At 46.7% G+C, this 18,572-nt stretch carries 14 protein-coding genes, 6 tRNA genes, 3 rRNA genes and 1 riboswitch; of the genes, 21 read left to right on the forward strand and 2 right to left on the reverse strand.

Annotation, left to right across the window (positions count from 1 at the left end; genetic code table 11):
• Nucleotides 1-486 (reverse strand): 5-(carboxyamino)imidazole ribonucleotide mutase, encoded by a 486-nt coding sequence (gene purE, locus L0991_13560; protein XGB62388.1) that lies wholly within the window; start codon nt 484-486, stop codon nt 1-3.
• Between the two features lie 195 nt (nt 487-681).
• Here purE and L0991_13565 point away from each other — a divergent pair, with 195 nt between their 5' ends.
• The 4 genes from L0991_13565 (at nt 682) to L0991_13580 (ending at nt 3,371) form a co-directional block, all read left to right on the forward strand.
• The gene (locus tag L0991_13565) at nt 682-1,239 is read left to right on the forward strand and encodes a threonylcarbamoyl-AMP synthase (protein XGB62389.1); all 558 of its coding nucleotides are present in this window, start codon (nt 682-684) and stop codon (nt 1,237-1,239) included.
• 20 nt (nt 1,240-1,259) lie between these two features.
• Nucleotides 1,260-2,177, forward strand: coding sequence for an oxygen-dependent coproporphyrinogen oxidase (hemF, locus tag L0991_13570; GenBank protein ID XGB62390.1), 918 nt, complete (start codon nt 1,260-1,262; stop codon nt 2,175-2,177).
• 77 nt (nt 2,178-2,254) lie between these two features.
• Complete coding sequence (gene aroE, locus L0991_13575) at nt 2,255-3,085, forward strand: shikimate dehydrogenase (GenBank protein ID XGB62391.1); 831 nt, start codon at nt 2,255-2,257, stop codon at nt 3,083-3,085.
• A 16-nt stretch (nt 3,086-3,101) separates the two neighbouring features.
• Entirely contained in the window at nt 3,102-3,371 is a 270-nt protein-coding gene (locus L0991_13580; GenBank protein ID XGB62392.1) for a DUF1488 domain-containing protein, read from the forward strand.
• Here the strand turns inward: L0991_13580 and L0991_13585 are convergent.
• Complete coding sequence (locus L0991_13585; GenBank protein ID XGB62393.1) at nt 3,368-3,913, reverse strand: gamma carbonic anhydrase family protein; 546 nt, start codon at nt 3,911-3,913, stop codon at nt 3,368-3,370. The two genes, L0991_13580 and L0991_13585, sit on opposite strands and share 4 nt — an antisense overlap.
• A gap of 493 nt (nt 3,914-4,406) precedes the next feature.
• Between L0991_13585 and L0991_13590 the strand changes: the two genes are divergently transcribed.
• The 17 genes from L0991_13590 (at nt 4,407) to thiH (ending at nt 18,531) form a co-directional block, all read left to right on the forward strand.
• Nucleotides 4,407-5,959, forward strand: a 16S ribosomal RNA gene (locus L0991_13590).
• Between the two features lie 89 nt (nt 5,960-6,048).
• A tRNA-Glu gene (locus tag L0991_13595) sits at nt 6,049-6,124 on the forward strand.
• 2 nt (nt 6,125-6,126) lie between these two features.
• Nucleotides 6,127-6,202: transfer RNA gene (locus tag L0991_13600), tRNA-Lys, on the forward strand.
• Between the two features lie 25 nt (nt 6,203-6,227).
• Nucleotides 6,228-6,303: transfer RNA gene (locus tag L0991_13605), tRNA-Ala, on the forward strand.
• Nucleotides 6,304-6,332: 29 nt separating this feature from the next.
• Nucleotides 6,333-6,408 (forward strand) — tRNA-Val (locus tag L0991_13610).
• Nucleotides 6,409-6,690: 282 nt separating this feature from the next.
• A 23S ribosomal RNA gene (locus L0991_13615) occupies nt 6,691-9,581 on the forward strand.
• Between the two features lie 93 nt (nt 9,582-9,674).
• Nucleotides 9,675-9,790: ribosomal RNA gene (rrf, locus tag L0991_13620) — 5S ribosomal RNA — on the forward strand.
• The 16S, 23S and 5S rRNA genes sit together here with 6 tRNA genes alongside, the layout of an rRNA operon.
• Before the next feature lie 45 nt (nt 9,791-9,835).
• Nucleotides 9,836-9,912: transfer RNA gene (locus tag L0991_13625), tRNA-Asp, on the forward strand.
• A gap of 59 nt (nt 9,913-9,971) precedes the next feature.
• Nucleotides 9,972-10,048 (forward strand) — tRNA-Trp (locus tag L0991_13630).
• 220 nt (nt 10,049-10,268) lie between these two features.
• Nucleotides 10,269-11,651 carry a multicopper oxidase family protein gene (locus L0991_13635; protein XGB62394.1) on the forward strand — a complete coding sequence of 461 codons (1,383 nt, stop codon included), beginning with the start codon at nt 10,269-10,271 and terminating at the stop codon, nt 11,649-11,651.
• 100 nt (nt 11,652-11,751) lie between these two features.
• Nucleotides 11,752-12,135: a fluoride efflux transporter CrcB gene (crcB, locus tag L0991_13640; GenBank protein ID XGB62395.1), complete on the forward strand. Its 384-nt coding sequence runs from the start codon at nt 11,752-11,754 to the stop codon at nt 12,133-12,135.
• 62 nt (nt 12,136-12,197) lie between these two features.
• A riboswitch (TPP riboswitch) is annotated at nt 12,198-12,296 on the forward strand.
• Nucleotides 12,297-12,424: 128 nt separating this feature from the next.
• Nucleotides 12,425-14,374: a phosphomethylpyrimidine synthase ThiC gene (thiC, locus tag L0991_13645; GenBank protein ID XGB62396.1), complete on the forward strand. Its 1,950-nt coding sequence runs from the start codon at nt 12,425-12,427 to the stop codon at nt 14,372-14,374.
• Nucleotides 14,374-15,666 carry a thiamine phosphate synthase gene (locus tag L0991_13650; protein XGB62397.1) on the forward strand — a complete coding sequence of 431 codons (1,293 nt, stop codon included), beginning with the start codon at nt 14,374-14,376 and terminating at the stop codon, nt 15,664-15,666. Before thiC ends, L0991_13650 begins: the two co-directional genes overlap by 1 nt.
• A complete protein-coding gene (locus L0991_13655; protein XGB62398.1) occupies nt 15,656-16,438 on the forward strand; it encodes a HesA/MoeB/ThiF family protein in 783 nt (260 codons plus the stop codon). Before L0991_13650 ends, L0991_13655 begins: the two co-directional genes overlap by 11 nt.
• On the forward strand, nt 16,435-16,644 hold the full coding sequence (gene thiS, locus L0991_13660) for a sulfur carrier protein ThiS (GenBank protein ID XGB62399.1): 210 nt from the start codon (nt 16,435-16,437) through the stop codon (nt 16,642-16,644). The genes L0991_13655 and thiS overlap by 4 nt, the downstream gene beginning before the upstream one ends.
• Nucleotides 16,645-16,646: 2 nt before the next feature.
• Complete coding sequence (locus L0991_13665; GenBank protein XGB62400.1) at nt 16,647-17,411, forward strand: thiazole synthase; 765 nt, start codon at nt 16,647-16,649, stop codon at nt 17,409-17,411.
• Between the two features lie 7 nt (nt 17,412-17,418).
• Entirely contained in the window at nt 17,419-18,531 is a 1,113-nt protein-coding gene (gene thiH / locus L0991_13670; GenBank protein ID XGB62401.1) for a 2-iminoacetate synthase ThiH, read from the forward strand.
• Nucleotides 18,532-18,572 lie beyond the last annotated feature (41 nt).

Raw genomic sequence — 18,572 nt, forward strand, 5'->3', positions numbered from 1 at the left:
TTAGTCCTCTGCAGGGTTTGGATTAGCAAGTACCGTTTCTGTTTGCTCAGAGCGGAATGCTTCTACTTTTGCCATTACTTCTTCATTGTGTGTACCAATGATTTGAGCAGCTAGGATGCCAGCGTTCGCTGCACCCGCTTCACCGATAGCCAGAGTACCTACCGCAATACCTTTTGGCATTTGCACGATAGAAAGCAGAGAGTCCATGCCTTTCAGCGCTTTAGACTGAACTGGAACACCAAGTACAGGTACGCTTGTGAAAGCAGCCGCCATGCCTGGTAGGTGGGCGGCACCGCCAGCACCAGCAATAATGACTTTAATACCGCGCTCTTTCGCACTGGTTGCGTAGTCTGCAAGCAACTGAGGTGTGCGGTGAGCTGAAACCACTTTTGTTTCGTACGCTACGCCAAACTGATCCAACATATCCGCAGCTAGCTTCATTGTTGGCCAATCAGATTTAGAACCCATGATAATACCGACAGTCATCTCAAACTCCTTCAGGTACGATTTAATTAGTGATTAGATATTTTGCGCGCATTATACGGGTAAAATTGCTTTAGGAAAACGTTTGCGTCAGTCTAAATTGCCAATTGATACATTTTATAAACAAATAGCTTTAGTAACAGTGAGTGATAATTTGTACACTTAGCGAGTTCGATAACTGACTTAATGAGGCAACCCGTGGATAACTTTCAACATACATTGCAGGCATTACAACAGGGCGAGGTCATTGCTTACCCGACCGAAGGCGTTTTTGGGGTTGGTTGTGATCCTGATAATCCACATGCCATCAAGAAATTACTCGAGTTAAAACAGCGTCCAGTTGAAAAGGGCTTGATCTTGATTGCTGCAAGTTACGAGCAGCTGCTTCCTTATATTGATGAAACCCAACTGACCGATGAGCAACTTGCGACGGTCAAAGCAACATGGCCAGGGCCGGTCACTTGGATCATGCCAACCAGTGCTAAAGTTACTGATTGGGTGAGTGGTCAGTTTGATTCAATCGCTGTGCGAGTGACGGATCACCCTTTGGTTCAAAGAATGTGTAATGAATTCGGTAAGCCGTTAACCTCTACCAGTGCTAACCTGACGGGCGAACCACCTTGTATGACGACTGAAGAAGTACAACAGCAACTTGGCCAACACTTGGTTGCGATTCTTGAAGGGAAAACGGGTGGTCGTGACAAGCCAAGCGAAATCAGAGATGCAAAAACGTCGAAAATATTGAGACAGGGTTAAACCCTGCAAAGGAAAGTAAAATGTCAGCAATTGATAAAGAAGCAGTAAAGCAGTTTTTACTGAGCCTACAAGATTCGATTTGCCAACAGCTTGAACAAGCTGATGGTAGCGCACTATTTAAAGAAGATGCATGGGAACGCGAACCTGGCGATCGCCTTGGTGGCGGTGGTCGTACTCGTGTTATGACTGACGGTGCGGTCTTTGAACAAGGTGGTGTAAACTTTTCTCACGTTGCAGGTAAGGCAATGCCCGCTTCAGCAACGGCTCATCGCCCTGAATTAGCCGGGCGTAAGTTTGAGGCAATGGGCGTATCGTTAGTTATCCACCCTAAAAACCCTTATATCCCAACCTCTCATGCTAACGTTCGATTCTTTATTGCCGAAAAAGAAGGCGAAGACCCTATTTGGTGGTTCGGTGGTGGTTTCGACTTAACGCCATTCTATCCTTTCGATGAAGATTGCCAGTCTTGGCATCAAACCGCTAAAGATCTGTGTGCGCCATTTGGCGATAACGTGTATCAAGAACACAAGGAGTGGTGCGATAAGTACTTCTATCTACCTCACCGTGATGAAACGCGTGGTGTTGGTGGTCTGTTCTTTGATGACTTAAATGAGTGGGGCTTTGAAAAGAGCTTTGCTTACATGCGAGCTGTTGGTGAAGGCTATGCTGCGGCATACCTACCTATTGTTGAGCGTCGCAAAGAGACACCTTATGGTGAACGTGAACGTGACTTCCAACTTTACCGCCGTGGTCGCTACGTTGAATTCAACCTAGTCTATGACCGTGGTACCTTGTTTGGCCTACAAAGTGGCGGGCGAACAGAGTCTATCTTGATGTCTATGCCGCCATTGGCTCGCTGGGAATACCGTTACGAACCTCAAGTAGGGTCACCAGAAGCGTTGCTTTATAGCGACTACCTAAAACCTCGAGCTTGGTAGTTCTTCCTTCCTTATAGGGATAGTGATAGGGTCATCTATATAGATGACCCTTTTTATAATTTCTGTTAGGTAAGGATATGACACAGCAAGTAGATCGTTATGCCGTTTTCGGTAACCCTATTGGGCAAAGCAAATCGCCATTCATCCATACGTTATTTGCTCGCCAAACTAACCAACAACTTACCTATACAGCACTACAGCCAGAACATGGCCAGTTCATTACCTCGGCTAAAGCCTTTTTTAGTGAAGGTGGAAGAGGGTGTAACGTCACCGCACCCTTCAAAGAAGACGCTTATCAGTTTGCTAATCGTTTGACTGAAAGAGCTCAACTAGCTGGTGCCGTAAATACCCTTAAGAAGCTAGATGACGGAGAAATCATTGGTGATAACACTGATGGTGAAGGTCTTGTCCAAGATTTACTTCAACACCAAGTAGTATTAGAGGGAGCTCGAGTTCTCTTACTGGGTGCTGGTGGTGCAGCAAGAGGAGTGATTCAACCTCTGCTTGATCAAAAGCCACAGCAATTAGTGGTGGCTAACCGCACCAGTTCAAAGGCTGAATTGTTAGCTGACATGTTTGCTACGCATGGAAACACAAAAGGGATGGGGTTAAGTGATGTGAACGAAGGCTTTGATGTCATTATTAACTCAACGTCTTCAGGCCTAAGTGGTCAACTACCAGAAGTTTCTCCAACTATCTTTAACAATAATAGTGTCGTCTACGACATGGTTTATGGTTCGGGCAATACGGTATTCAACCAATGGGCATTAGATAATGGTGTTCATGCTGCTTATGACGGATTGGGGATGTTAGTAGGACAAGCGGCTGAGAGTTTTATGTTGTGGCGTGGTCTTCGCCCGGGAACAAAACAGATTTTAAGAGAGTTGCGTAAGAACCTAGAGATATAACAAGGTATTTATAAAAATGAACCAATCAATCCTATTTCCAGATATCCAAGATTGGGATGAAGAGAGCCAATCTATTGTTTTTCCAGCGCAACAATCAGGAGCATTGATTGAGTGTGTAGTGTCGATTGAAGAGTTGTCACGATTATCATGTAAAGACATCGAAAGCGGCGAACAAGCTTTGGCTATCTTTTCAGAGCTTCGTTTTGATATTGAAGAGTTAGCGGAAGAGCTAATAGAAGAAGAGGAGTATGACTCCTCTAATAGAATCCAGATCAAAGCGCTTTAAACGGGAAGTACAGAGTCTAGGTAGTCGTTTTTATTCTGAACATAGTTGTCAGCTGATTTCTGTAAGAAAGCACGTTCCTTATCATTCAGTGGACGTGCTTGTTTAACTGGGCTTCCTACATATAGATAACCACTTTCAAGAACCTTGTTAGGTGGAACCAAACTTCCTGCACCAATCATCACGTCTTGTTCGACGATCACACCATCTAATACGATAGCGCCCATGCCTACGAGTACACGATCTTTAATTGTGCAGCCATGCAGCATTACTTTATGACCGATCGTGACATCATTGCCTATTAATAGAGGGTAACCTTCAGGGTTCTCTGCATTCTTATGGGTAACATGGAGAACACTGCCGTCCTGGATATTGGTTCTATCGCCAATATGGATATGGTTCACATCTCCCCGAGCTGCGACTAAAGGCCATACACTAGAGTCATCACCGATTTTGATATCACCAACAAGTACTGAGCTTGTATCTATATAGACACCTTGTCCGATCTGAGGTGATATACCTTTATAACTACGAATTGAACTCATAAATCCTCCTTTATATAGGCACCTTAAGCCTTTAATTGTGGGGAATACTAGTGAAAATGGCGTGTTTTGAACAAAAAACGCTCGAACAATCAAAAAAGTAAGAAAAACTTAAAAAAGGCCTTGCCAACGTGACGCTGATCTCTATAATGCCACCTCGCTGACACGGGATGGCTTCTTAGGAAACCAAAACGAATCAGCAAGCCAAATTAGCCAAGCCAAGCGCTTGAAAAAAGTTTTGAAAATAGTGGTTGACACTAAAACTTAAATCGCTAAAATGGCCGTCCGATTTGAGCGAAGCTCAAAAAGGAAAAGCTCTTTAACAATTTAAACCTATCAATCTGTGTGGGCACTCGTTGATGAATATCAAAAATGAAACTTCGGTTTCAACTTGATTTCAATGAACTGAGTGACCAATTCGAATCGTAAGATTCGGCACAGTCAATTCAACATTACTATGTAATGTAATCAGTATTCATTGAGTCGACAAAATCTTAAATTGAAGAGTTTGATCATGGCTCAGATTGAACGCTGGCGGCAGGCCTAACACATGCAAGTCGAGCGGAAACGAGTTATCTGAACCTTCGGGGAACGATAACGGCGTCGAGCGGCGGACGGGTGAGTAATGCCTAGGAAATTGCCTTGATGTGGGGGATAACCATTGGAAACGATGGCTAATACCGCATAATGCCTACGGGCCAAAGAGGGGGACCTTCGGGCCTCTCGCGTCAAGATATGCCTAGGTGGGATTAGCTAGTTGGTGAGGTAATGGCTCACCAAGGCGACGATCCCTAGCTGGTCTGAGAGGATGATCAGCCACACTGGAACTGAGACACGGTCCAGACTCCTACGGGAGGCAGCAGTGGGGAATATTGCACAATGGGCGAAAGCCTGATGCAGCCATGCCGCGTGTATGAAGAAGGCCTTCGGGTTGTAAAGTACTTTCAGTTGTGAGGAAGGGGGTGTCGTTAATAGCGGCATCTCTTGACGTTAGCAACAGAAGAAGCACCGGCTAACTCCGTGCCAGCAGCCGCGGTAATACGGAGGGTGCGAGCGTTAATCGGAATTACTGGGCGTAAAGCGCATGCAGGTGGTTCATTAAGTCAGATGTGAAAGCCCGGGGCTCAACCTCGGAACTGCATTTGAAACTGGTGAACTAGAGTACTGTAGAGGGGGGTAGAATTTCAGGTGTAGCGGTGAAATGCGTAGAGATCTGAAGGAATACCAGTGGCGAAGGCGGCCCCCTGGACAGATACTGACACTCAGATGCGAAAGCGTGGGGAGCAAACAGGATTAGATACCCTGGTAGTCCACGCCGTAAACGATGTCTACTTGGAGGTTGTGGCCTTGAGCCGTGGCTTTCGGAGCTAACGCGTTAAGTAGACCGCCTGGGGAGTACGGTCGCAAGATTAAAACTCAAATGAATTGACGGGGGCCCGCACAAGCGGTGGAGCATGTGGTTTAATTCGATGCAACGCGAAGAACCTTACCTACTCTTGACATCCAGAGAAGCCAGCGGAGACGCAGGTGTGCCTTCGGGAGCTCTGAGACAGGTGCTGCATGGCTGTCGTCAGCTCGTGTTGTGAAATGTTGGGTTAAGTCCCGCAACGAGCGCAACCCTTATCCTTGTTTGCCAGCGAGTAATGTCGGGAACTCCAGGGAGACTGCCGGTGATAAACCGGAGGAAGGTGGGGACGACGTCAAGTCATCATGGCCCTTACGAGTAGGGCTACACACGTGCTACAATGGCGCATACAGAGGGCTGCGAACTTGCGAGAGTGAGCGAATCCCAAAAAGTGCGTCGTAGTCCGGATTGGAGTCTGCAACTCGACTCCATGAAGTCGGAATCGCTAGTAATCGTAGATCAGAATGCTACGGTGAATACGTTCCCGGGCCTTGTACACACCGCCCGTCACACCATGGGAGTGGGCTGCAAAAGAAGTGGGTAGTTTAACCTTCGGGAGGACGCTCACCACTTTGTGGTTCATGACTGGGGTGAAGTCGTAACAAGGTAGCCCTAGGGGAACCTGGGGCTGGATCACCTCCTTATACGAAGATATTCACGATAAGTGTCCACACAGATTGATATGGTTTAGAAAGTAAAAGAGACGAAGAGCTCCCAAGTTCTTCAATCCAGTGTCCCGTTCGTCTAGAGGCCTAGGACACCGCCCTTTCACGGCGGTAACAGGGGTTCGACTCCCCTACGGGATACCATTGGGTCGTTAGCTCAGTTGGTAGAGCAGTTGACTTTTAATCAATTGGTCGCAGGTTCGAATCCTGCACGACCCACCATTTCCTCCCAAGGAAATAAAAATATGGGGCTATAGCTCAGCTGGGAGAGCGCCTGCCTTGCACGCAGGAGGTCTGCGGTTCGATCCCGCATAGCTCCACCATTCCTTCCATAAGGAATTAAAACTTTTATGGGCGATTAGCTCAGTTGGGAGAGCACCTGCCTTACAAGCAGGGGGTCACTGGTTCGAGCCCGGTATCGCCCACCATCTTTAAGCATTCTTACGAGTGTGTTTAAAAATGGGTTAAAAGTTTAACGCTTTGAAACTCTTGCTCTTTAACAATTTGGAAAGCTGACTGATTAACTCTAAGAGTTAATCAAATTAAAAGTTCTCAATGTTTTCTTTTAACTAAGAAAACACAACACAAACACATTCAAGTGTCTTGTATTCAAAATTGAGTCCGGCAAACACGTAATAAGAATTAACCCTTCTTATTACAACCAAAAACCTTGGTTGTTTACCATACATAAAGACCTCTTCGGGTTGTATGGTTAAGTGACTAAGCGTACACGGTGGATGCCTTGGCAGTCAGAGGCGATGAAGGACGTATTAACTTGCGATAAGCCCAGATTAGACAGTAAAAGTCATTTGAGTCTGGGATTTCCGAATGGGGAAACCCACTTACATAAGTAAGTATCTTGTTGTGAATACATAGCAGCAAGAGGCAAACCGGGGGAACTGAAACATCTAAGTACCCCGAGGAAGAGAAATCAACCGAGATTCCGAAAGTAGCGGCGAGCGAAATTGGATTAGCCCTTAAGCTTTTAATGAGACAGACGAAGGCTCTGGAAAGTGCCGCAATAAAGGGTGATAGCCCCGTAGTCGACATCTCATCATCAGTGAAAACGAGTAGGGCGGGACACGTGATATCCTGTCTGAATATGGGGGGACCATCCTCCAAGGCTAAATACTACTGACTGACCGATAGTGAACCAGTACCGTGAGGGAAAGGCGAAAAGAACCCCTGTGAGGGGAGTGAAATAGAACCTGAAACCGTGTACGTACAAGCAGTAGGAGCACCTTCGTGGTGTGACTGCGTACCTTTTGTATAATGGGTCAGCGACTTAATTTTAGTAGCAAGGTTAACCGTTTAGGGGAGCCGTAGGGAAACCGAGTCTTAACTGGGCGTACAGTTGCTAGGATTAGACCCGAAACCAGGTGATCTAGCCATGGGCAGGTTGAAGGTTGAGTAACATCAACTGGAGGACCGAACCGACTAATGTTGAAAAATTAGCGGATGACTTGTGGCTAGGGGTGAAAGGCCAATCAAACCTGGAGATAGCTGGTTCTCCCCGAAAGCTATTTAGGTAGCGCCTCGGACGAATACTACTGGGGGTAGAGCACTGTTAAGGCTAGGGGGTCATCCCGACTTACCAACCCTTTGCAAACTCCGAATACCAGTAAGTACTATCCGGGAGACACACGGCGGGTGCTAACGTCCGTCGTGGAGAGGGAAACAACCCAGACCGCCAGCTAAGGTCCCAAAGTATAGCTAAGTGGGAAACGATGTGGGAAGGCTCAGACAGCCAGGATGTTGGCTTAGAAGCAGCCATCATTTAAAGAAAGCGTAATAGCTCACTGGTCGAGTCGGCCTGCGCGGAAGATGTAACGGGGCTAAGCTATACACCGAAGCTGCGGCTACGCACTTATGTGCGTGGGGTAGGGGAGCGTTCTGTAAGCCGTTGAAGGTGGTCTGTAAGGGCTGCTGGAGGTATCAGAAGTGCGAATGCTGACATGAGTAACGATAAAGGGAGTGAAAAACTCCCTCGCCGGAAGACCAAGGGTTCCTGTCCAACGTTAATCGGGGCAGGGTAAGTCGACCCCTAAGGCGAGGCCGAAAGGCGTAGTCGATGGGAAACGGGTTAATATTCCCGTACTTCTTACAATTGCGATGGGGGGACGGAGAAGGCTAGGTGGGCCTGGCGACGGTTGTCCAGGTTCAAGTACGTAGGCGGAAGAATTAGGTAAATCCGGTTCTTCTTAACGCTGAGATACGATGTCGAGCTACTACGGTAGTGAAGTCATTGATGCCATGCTTCCAGGAAAAGCCTCTAAGCTTCAGATTGTAAGGAATCGTACCCCAAACCGACACAGGTGGTCGGGTAGAGAATACCAAGGCGCTTGAGAGAACTCGGGTGAAGGAACTAGGCAAAATGGTACCGTAACTTCGGGAGAAGGTACGCTCTTATCAGTGAAGTCCCTTGCGGATGGAGCAGACGAGAGTCGCAGATACCAGGTGGCTGCAACTGTTTATTAAAAACACAGCACTGTGCAAAATCGTAAGATGACGTATACGGTGTGACGCCTGCCCGGTGCCGGAAGGTTAATTGATGGGGTTAGACTTCGGTCGAAGCTCTTGATCGAAGCCCCGGTAAACGGCGGCCGTAACTATAACGGTCCTAAGGTAGCGAAATTCCTTGTCGGGTAAGTTCCGACCTGCACGAATGGCGTAATGATGGCCACGCTGTCTCCACCCGAGACTCAGTGAAATTGAAATCGCTGTGAAGATGCAGTGTACCCGCGGCTAGACGGAAAGACCCCGTGAACCTTTACTACAGCTTGGCACTGAACATTGACCCTACATGTGTAGGATAGGTGGGAGACTTTGAAACCGCGTCGCCAGATGTGGTGGAGTCGTCCTTGAAATACCACCCTTGTAGTGTTGATGTTCTAACGTTGGCCCCTGAATCGGGGTTACGGACAGTGCCTGGTGGGTAGTTTGACTGGGGCGGTCTCCTCCCAAAGAGTAACGGAGGAGCACGAAGGTGGGCTAATCACGGTTGGACATCGTGAGGTTAGTGCAATGGCATAAGCCCGCTTGACTGCGAGAATGACAATTCGAGCAGGTGCGAAAGCAGGTCATAGTGATCCGGTGGTTCTGAATGGAAGGGCCATCGCTCAACGGATAAAAGGTACTCCGGGGATAACAGGCTGATACCGCCCAAGAGTTCATATCGACGGCGGTGTTTGGCACCTCGATGTCGGCTCATCACATCCTGGGGCTGAAGTCGGTCCCAAGGGTATGGCTGTTCGCCATTTAAAGTGGTACGCGAGCTGGGTTTAGAACGTCGTGAGACAGTTCGGTCCCTATCTGCCGTGGGCGTTGGAAAATTGAAGGGGGCTGCTCCTAGTACGAGAGGACCGGAGTGGACGAACCTCTGGTGTTCGGGTTGTCATGCCAATGGCATTGCCCGGTAGCTAAGTTCGGAATCGATAACCGCTGAAAGCATCTAAGCGGGAAGCGAGCCCTGAGATGAGTTTTCCCTGACGCTTTAAGCGTCCTAAAGGGTTGTTCAAGACTAGAACGTTGATAGGCAGGGTGTGTAAGCGCTGTGAGGCGTTGAGCTAACCTGTACTAATTGCCCGTGAGGCTTAACCATACAACACCCAAGGGGTTTTGATGGACTCATAAGATACAAACGCTTGAATGAGTTTAAGAGAACAAGAAACAGCTTTCCGAATTTTAAAATTTGCTTGGCGACCATAGCATTGTGGACCCACCTGATTCCATGCCGAACTCAGAAGTGAAACACAATAGCGCCGATGGTAGTGTGGGGCTTCCCCATGTGAGAGTAGGACATCGCCAGGCTTTAAATTATGAACGACTTGTCAGCGACGACAAGTAGTCCACTGCGGAGTGGTAGTTCAGTTGGTTAGAATACCGGCCTGTCACGCCGGGGGTCGCGGGTTCGAGTCCCGTCCACTCCGCCACTTATTCGATAACCTCGCCTAGTGCGAGGTTTTTTCGAATCTAAAGTACAAAAAGTTTTAGGGGTGTAGCTCCAATTGGCAGAGCAGCGGATTCCAAATCCGCGTGTTGGGAGTTCGAATCTCTCCACCCCTGCCATATTAAAGGCTCTAGCAGAAATGCTAGAGCCTTTTTGCTTTTTACCGCTCCAGATCCCAGTCAATTATTCACTCGTTCCGCTAATTCTGATGAGATAATGTAAGTGCTTACTTATCTCAGCCTCTTTTATTAATAGTCAAAGCACAAACTTCATTTCTTTATGAGAATTATTCTCAATATTTTGTTACATTTTGGTCGTTATTACTAAAAGGCTACAAATATGGATATCTCTCGTCGTAAATTTATTCAATCATCTCTCGCTATATCTGCACTCACAGTTCTCCCTGCTTGTTCTATGAAGCGGTTGGTTGATGAGAAGGGAGGGTATGTTTATGACTTAACTGCTGAGCCTTCGACTGCTGAAATTGTACCTGGGTTTACTACCAATGTTTTGGGGTTCAACGGTAAGATCCCTGCGCCAACAATTCGCTGTCGACAGGGCGAAACAGTTACGATTCATTTCACTAATAAGCTATCAGAACCAACCACAATTCACTGGCATGGTTTAAGAATACCTATCGAAATGGATGGGGTGCCTTTCTTGAGTCAGCCACCAATTATGCCTGGTGAAACGTTCGTCTATGAGTTTACGCCACCGGATGCGGGTACATTCTGGTATCACCCACACATGAACAGTGTTAAGCAGCTTGGTATGGGCTTAGTCGGTCTAATTGTTGTTGAAGAGAGCACACCAGTTCAGTTCGATGAAGAGCACGCCTTGATGCTTAAACACTGGCACCTTGATAAACAAGGTCAGTGGAAGGACTTAATGATCCCACGCCTTAGCGCTCGTATGGGGACTCCTGGGGAGTGGAGCAGTGTTAATGGAGTACATGAGCCTACTTATCAACTAAAGCAGCATGCAACAACTAGGCTTCGTATAGCCAATGTTGATAACACAATCACTTATCCTATCGCTGTTGAAGGTGCAGAGGCATGGGTTATTGCTATAGATGGCAACCCGATAAAAACACCTTACAGATTGACTGAACATAAAATCGGTCCCGGTATGCGTGTCGACATCGGTCTGATTGCTCCAAAGGCAGGTAAACGAGTCAATGTGCTGCAAATGAAGGGACGTTTTCCTTTTTCCTTGTGTGAGTTTGAGGTTGTAAATTCCACGCTCATAGAGGGCCAAACACTTCCGCTATTGCCTCTTAATCCTGTACCTAAGTTAGACCTCGCTAACGCAGAAGAGATCGATTTTGTGTTTGAGTGGGAAGGGGCGGTGTCGCCCGTTTCTAAAGATGGGAAATCCATGCCTAAGTTTTGGCTGACAAATAAAAGAGCCTGGGAGGGGATGAGTAAAGACAATATCCCAGAACCACTCGCTACATTAGAGCTCGGTAAAACTTATATATTCGATCTTAAGAATGTTACCCAATACCATCACCCGATCCATATACATGGTCATACGTTCACGGTACTTGAGTTAGATGGCAAAAAAATTGAGGAGCCTTTTCACACGGATACCGTGTTACTTGGAAAGAACGGCCGAGCGAAAGCGGCATTTGTAGCGGACAATCCCGGACGTTGGATGTATCACTGTCATGTGATTGAACATATGAAAACAGGACTGATGGGTTATATCGAAGTTAAGTGACACCTGTAACGTTTAATATTTGCGCATACATTCTTAGTTTCCATCCTCGCTTTTATCGGCTGTAAAGCTAGAATATAGGAACTGTTATTTGGGAGGATTCATGGGTCAGTTATCTATTTTAGGCTTTATTGCCATTGGTGGTGCATTTGGTGCTTGTTCACGTTATCTGATTTCAGAGCTGTGTGTACTACTGCTAGGGCGTGGTTTTCCTTATGGTACGCTAACTGTTAACGTGGTTGGTTCTTTTATTATGGGTCTACTGATCGCTGCATTTGAAAATGAGATGGTTGCAACTGAACCATGGAGACAGATCATTGGCTTGGGCTTTCTTGGTGCTTTGACTACATTCTCAACTTTTTCGATGGATAACGTTCTTTTAATGCAGCAAGGCGCATTTTTCAAAATGGGACTAAACGTACTACTCAATGTGGTGTTAAGTATCTCTGCAGCATGGATCGGCTTCCAACTTTTGATAAAGTCATAAAATCTTCTTACGATTTGTTAACAACTCGGCTTGGTTTATCCAAGCCGTTTTTATATACTCGATAGAACTTGTCGGAGTGCCATATGGCTGAGACCGTTAACTCGGGATCCGTTGAACCTGATCAGGCTAATACCTGCGAAGGGAACAAGAGTAGATATCTAACTAGAATCCCTCTAGAGATCTATCACCAGATCACAACTGTATTTCTTACCGTGATCCCTCTTGTAGCATCAATCCGTCAAGCATTTTTATCCCAATAAATAATGGCTAAAAGCCAAGGAAAAATGCTATGTCGAGTCGTAAACAAGCAAGACTGGAAGCGAAGAATTTCATCGATTCTTTATCAGTGCAACCTTATCCAAATTCAAAGAAAGCTTACATCCAAGGCTCTCGAGAGGACATTCAAGTCCCTGTACGAGAGATATCACTCGCTGGTAGCCTTGTTGGTGGTACCAAAAAAGAGCCTGTATTTGAACCTAATGCTCCTATTCACGTCTATGACACCTCCGGTGTTTATACCGACCCAACGCACGAGATAGACCTTTATAACGGCCTTCCAAAGCTAAGAGAGCAGTGGATCGAAGAGCGTGGTGATACTGAACTATTAGATGATGTTAGCTCTGTTTACACCAAAGAGCGTCTAGAGGACGAAACCTTAGACGACCTTCGTTACGGAAACCTACCTAGAATTCGTCGTGCGACTGGCGAGCAATGTGTGACTCAGTTGCACTATGCTCGTAAGGGGATTATTACCCCTGAGATGGAATACATTGCTATTCGCGAGAATATGGGGCGTCAGAAGTTTGCAGATGAGCAACTGAACCACCAACACCCTGGCCATAACTTTGGCGCAAATCTTCCAAAAGAAATTACCCCTGAATTCGTACGTAAAGAGGTTGCTGAAGGTCGAGCTATTATCCCTTCAAACATCAACCACCCAGAGTCGGAGCCGATGATTATTGGCCGTAATTTCCTCGTGAAAGTAAACGCTAATATTGGTAACTCTTCGGTAAGCTCTTCGATTGAAGAGGAGGTTGAGAAGCTAGTTTGGTCAACTCGCTGGGGCGGCGATACGGTGATGGACTTGTCGACTGGTCGAAATATTCACGAAACACGAGAGTGGATTCTACGTAATAGTCCAGTGCCAATTGGTACGGTTCCTATGTATCAGGCACTTGAAAAAGTTAATGGTGTAGCCGAAGACCTTAACTGGGAAGTGATGCGTGATACCTTAATCGAGCAAGCAGAGCAGGGCGTCGACTACTTTACGATTCATGCTGGCTTGCTTCTTCGCTATGTCCCTATGACGGCTAAGCGTGTTACCGGCATTGTCTCTCGTGGTGGTTCTATCATTGCGAAATGGTGTCTTGCTCATCACCAAGAAAGCTTTCTATACACCCACTTCCGTGAGATTTGTGAGATCTGTGCGAAGTACGATGTAGCACTTTCATTAGGTGATGGCCTGCGCCCGGGATCTATTGCTGATGCCAATGACGAGGCTCAATTTGCTGAACTTCGCACCTTAGGTGAGTTGACGAAAGTAGCGTGGGAATATGATGTACAGGTGATAATCGAAGGCCCTGGACACGTTCCGATGCACATGATCAAAGAGAATATGGATGAGCAACTAGAGCATTGTCATGAAGCACCTTTCTATACATTAGGCCCGCTGACTACAGACATTGCCCCTGGTTATGACCATATTACCTCGGGTATCGGTGCAGCGATGATCGGTTGGTACGGCTGTGCGATGCTTTGTTATGTAACGCCTAAAGAGCATTTAGGTTTGCCAAACAAAGAGGATGTTAAGACTGGCTTGATTACTTACAAGCTGGCGGCACACGCTGCTGATTTGGCAAAAGGGCATCCAGGCGCACAAATCCGTGACAATGCGCTTTCTAAAGCGCGCTTCGAATTCCGCTGGGAAGACCAATTTAACCTAGCACTAGACCCAGATACAGCCCGCTCTTTCCATGATGAAACCTTGCCACAAGAATCAGGTAAGGTTGCGCATTTCTGTTCTATGTGTGGACCTAAGTTCTGCTCGATGAAGATTTCTCAGGAAGTGAGAGAGTACGCGAAAGACACAGAACAAGTAGCAGCGGATCAGGCTATCGAGATTAAGATGCTAGATAACCCGTTGGAAGGGATGCGTCAAAAATCACAAGAGTTCCGTGATACTGGCTCTGAACTTTATCACCCAGCCGTTGGTGCGAAAGAAGCTCAATTAGAGGAGTAATGACAGTGAAAATTCTGATCCCATCTCAATATATTGAGTTAACGGGAGAGGTTCAACACTGTCTATTGGTTGCCAAGCGACAAGGTTTAGCAACCGATGCAGTTGAGTTGGGTGTCAGCCCAACTCAATACTTCTCTATCGTTGATTCTCATCACTCACTTGCTATTGGTTTTGCTTCCGATGTCTTTTCAGTTAAAGCGGATCAGCTAAGCTCGCTTGATCATATCGTAAGTTATGATGAGTCTTTATCGCTGACAGATGTTCGCGATGCTTTAGCGCAACACCCGAATACGATACATGTTGGGGTAACCAGCGACGCCGCTGTATTAGATATTTGGTCACACTTAAACGCCAATCGAGCTATCAAAAGTATTACCAACGACCCTCAAGCAATAGATAGCCGCCATCACTTTTCGTGGTTACTAACGCTATTGGCTCTAGATTTCCCACTAGAAGATGCATTGGTTCTAGCGCGTGCAGCGTCTAATGTTTCACGTGGAACATGGCCGAGTCATTACCAAGAGTTCCCAACTCCGGTTTTAGAAGACGAGCGCTTAGGTATTAGCGTTGGTTGGACTCATCAAGGAACGTCACTTTCATTCCCTGATTTGACGAAGAAAAGCCTCGGGCTATACCCAGTTGTCGATGATGTTGCTTGGGTTGAAAGGCTGCTTAAGCTTGGAATCAATACGGTACAACTGCGAATTAAGAATCCTAAGCAAACGGATTTGGAACATCAAGTCGCACGTTCTATCGCACTCGGTAGACAATACAAGGCTCAAGTTTTTATCAATGACTATTGGCAACTTGCACTCAAACATGGCGCTTTTGGTGTTCACTTGGGACAAGAGGATATTGAAGAGTCGAACCTTTCACAATTGAGTAAAGCGGGCATCAAGATAGGTCTATCGACACATGGCTACTATGAGTTGTTACGCATCGTTCAAATAAACCCAAGTTACATCGCGTTGGGACATATCTTCCCAACTACCACGAAGCAGATGCCATCGAAGCCGCAGGGCCTAGTGCGTTTAGCTCTTTACCAGCAGCTTATCGATACCATTCCATACAGTGAAGAACTTGTTGGTTATCCGACCGTGGCTATTGGTGGCATTGACCAATCGACGGCGGAGCAGGTATGGAATTGTGGTGTCTCCAGCCTCGCGGTAGTGCGTGCAATTACATTGGCGGAAGATCCAAAAGCGGTTATTGAATTTTTCGAGGCTCTTATGAATGGCAACTCTTCAACCTTTACTGAAGAGGTTAGTCAGGAGTTGAGCCATGCTGAGTGACTTTGAATTTGTACGCTATCAACGCCAAATTGCATTACCTGAAATTGGTGAACAAGGACAACGAAATCTACTAAACGGTCATGTGTTAGTGATTGGTTGTGGTGGTTTGGGGAATGCTGCGGCTCTCTATCTAGCGGCGTCTGGCATCGGCAAAATCGTACTGGTTGATGATGATTGTGTCGACTCGTCTAATCTACAACGACAGGTCGCTTTCAAAGAAAGCGACCTTGGTACAGCTAAAGTCGATGCACTGAAACTACAGCTGAGTGAGCTAAATGGTAGAAGCCAAGTTCGGACCATCAACAAGCGAATGGCAGAAAGCCAGTTAAAGCTTGAAGTGATGCTAGCTGATGTTGTGTTGGACTGTACCGACAACTTCACGACACGCCAACAGGTTAACCAATCATGTTTCGAAGCTAACACACCATTGATATCGGGCTCCGCAATTGGTTGGAAAGGTCAGTTTGTTGTCTTCGATTACCAAAACCAGCAGGGGTGTTACCACTGCCTTTTCCCATTTGACCATCATCCACAAACAACGCGTTGTAGTGACAGTGGCATCATTGGGCCTGTGGTCGGGACTATTGGAAACCTCCAAGCTCTTGCTGCTATTCAGCGCGTTAGCAGTGGGGAGTTTCAAGTGGCGACACATCAGCTCAAGCTGTTCGACGGTAAGAGCATGAACTGGCAGAACCTAATGGTCACGCAAGATATCGAATGTCCGGTGTGCAATTCGTCAGTGACCAATAATTTAGAAGAAGAAGCACTATGAGCAACATAACTATTTCAATAAACGAGCAACCAGAGCAGGTCGCGCAATCATCTTCTCTTGCAGACATTATTCATTCGCTTTCGCTACCTGATTTGGGGTGTGTATTCGCTATCAATAACGCGGTTGTCCCACGCAGCCAGTGGCAACAAACCATCGTCAATGAAGGCGATTCTATCTCTCTTTTTCAAGCTATTGCAGGGGGCTAACCATGTTAACCATCGCAGATAAAACATTCCAATCACGATTGTTCACTGGCACAGGCAAGTTCGCCAACAAGCATTTGATGGCGAGTGCTATCGAAGCTTCAGGTTCTCAACTGGCTACCATGGCACTGAAGAGAGTCGATATTCGTTCTGAACAAGACGATATCTTACAGCCCATTATTGATGCAGGCGTAAATCTGCTTCCGAATACCTCTGGCGCGAAGAGCGCGAAGGATGCGGTTTTTGCCGCACATTTAGCTCGTGAAGCGCTTGGCACTAACTGGCTTAAACTTGAGATTCACCCAGATCCAAAATACTTGATGCCAGACCCAATCGAGACACTTAACGCGGCTGAGCAACTGGTAAAAGATGGCTTTGTTGTTTTGCCTTATTGCCATGCTGACCCTGTTTTGTGTAAGCGCCTAGAAGAGGTTGGTTGTGCAGCTGTAATGCCGCTTGGTGCACCGATTGGTTCAAATAAGGGAATCGCGTCAGCTGACTTCTTGGAGATCATCATCGACCAAGCGAATGTACCTGTGATTGTTGATGCTGGCATTGGTGCTCCGTCACATGCGGCGCGTGCAATGGAAATGGGTGCTGATGCTGTGTTAGTGAATACCGCGATTGCTGCTTCTCAACAACCGGTTGAAATGGCGATTGCTTTTAAGTTGGCAGTTGAAGCGGGGCGTATGGCTTACCTTGCAGGTCTCGCGGGGCAGGTGTCTCATGCGGTTGCTTCTAGTCCGTTAACTTCATTCCTAGACGAGTAGTATTACTATGACGTTTGTTTATCGATTTAAACAGCTCAACTGGGATGACATTGGTATGTCGATCTTCAGTAAAACGGCAGCGGATGTTGAACGTGCTCTGAGTAAACCCAAACGAGATTTAGAAGATTTTAAGGCTTTGATCTCTCCGGCGGCAGAACCTTACTTAGAGCAGATGGCACAACAATCGTTGGCGTTAACACGTAAGCGATTTGGCAACACGATGTCGTTGTATATTCCTTTGTATTTATCCAACTTGTGCGCGAATGCGTGTACGTATTGTGGTTTTTCAATGGAGAACCGCATCAAGCGTCGCACATTAACTTTAGATGAAATTGATGCTGAGAGCGCAGCCATCAAAAAGATGAAGTTCGATAGCGTGTTATTGGTTACCGGCGAACACGAAACAAAAGTTGGTATGAAATACTTTCGTGAGGTGTTGCCGAATATCAAAGCGCAATTTAATTACCTCGCGATGGAAGTGCAGCCGCTTGATCAAGATGACTACGCGGAGCTTAAAACACTAGGCTTAGACGCCGTGATGGTCTACCAAGAAACGTATAGTCCAAGCACCTACGCTGAACACCACTTGCGTGGTAACAAAATGGATTTTGAATACCGGCTTGAAACGCCCGATCGTTTGGCAAAGGCGGGTATTGATAAGATAGGTATCGGTGCTTTGATTGGTTTGGAAGATTGGCGAACCGACTGCTTCTTCGTGGCCGCCCATTTAGACTACCTTGAACGTACGTACTGGCAAACGCGCTACTCGATTTCTTTCCCACGTCTTCGTCCTTGTGAGGGTGGTTTGCAACCAAAGTCGATCATGAGTGACAAACAGCTAGTTCAACTAATCTGTGCCTATCGACTATTAAACCCTGAGGTTGAGCTGTCACTTTCGACTCGTGAGTCAGCAACGTTCCGCGATAACGTGTTGCCCTTAGGCATCACTAGTATGTCTGCCGCGTCAAAAACTCAACCGGGCGGTTATGCTTCGGGTGAGGAAGAGCTTGAGCAGTTTGAGATAAGTGATGAGAGAAGTGCGGCTGATGTTGAAGCTATGATTCGGCAGCGTGGCTTCGATCCGGTGTGGCGAGATTGGCACAGCGCTTACTCTGGTTAATTTGTACATTGGCTGATGTTCCACGTGAAACATCAGTGATG

This window comes from Vibrio chagasii, from assembly GCA_041879415.1.
Taxonomy (GTDB): Bacteria; Pseudomonadota; Gammaproteobacteria; order Enterobacterales; family Vibrionaceae; genus Vibrio.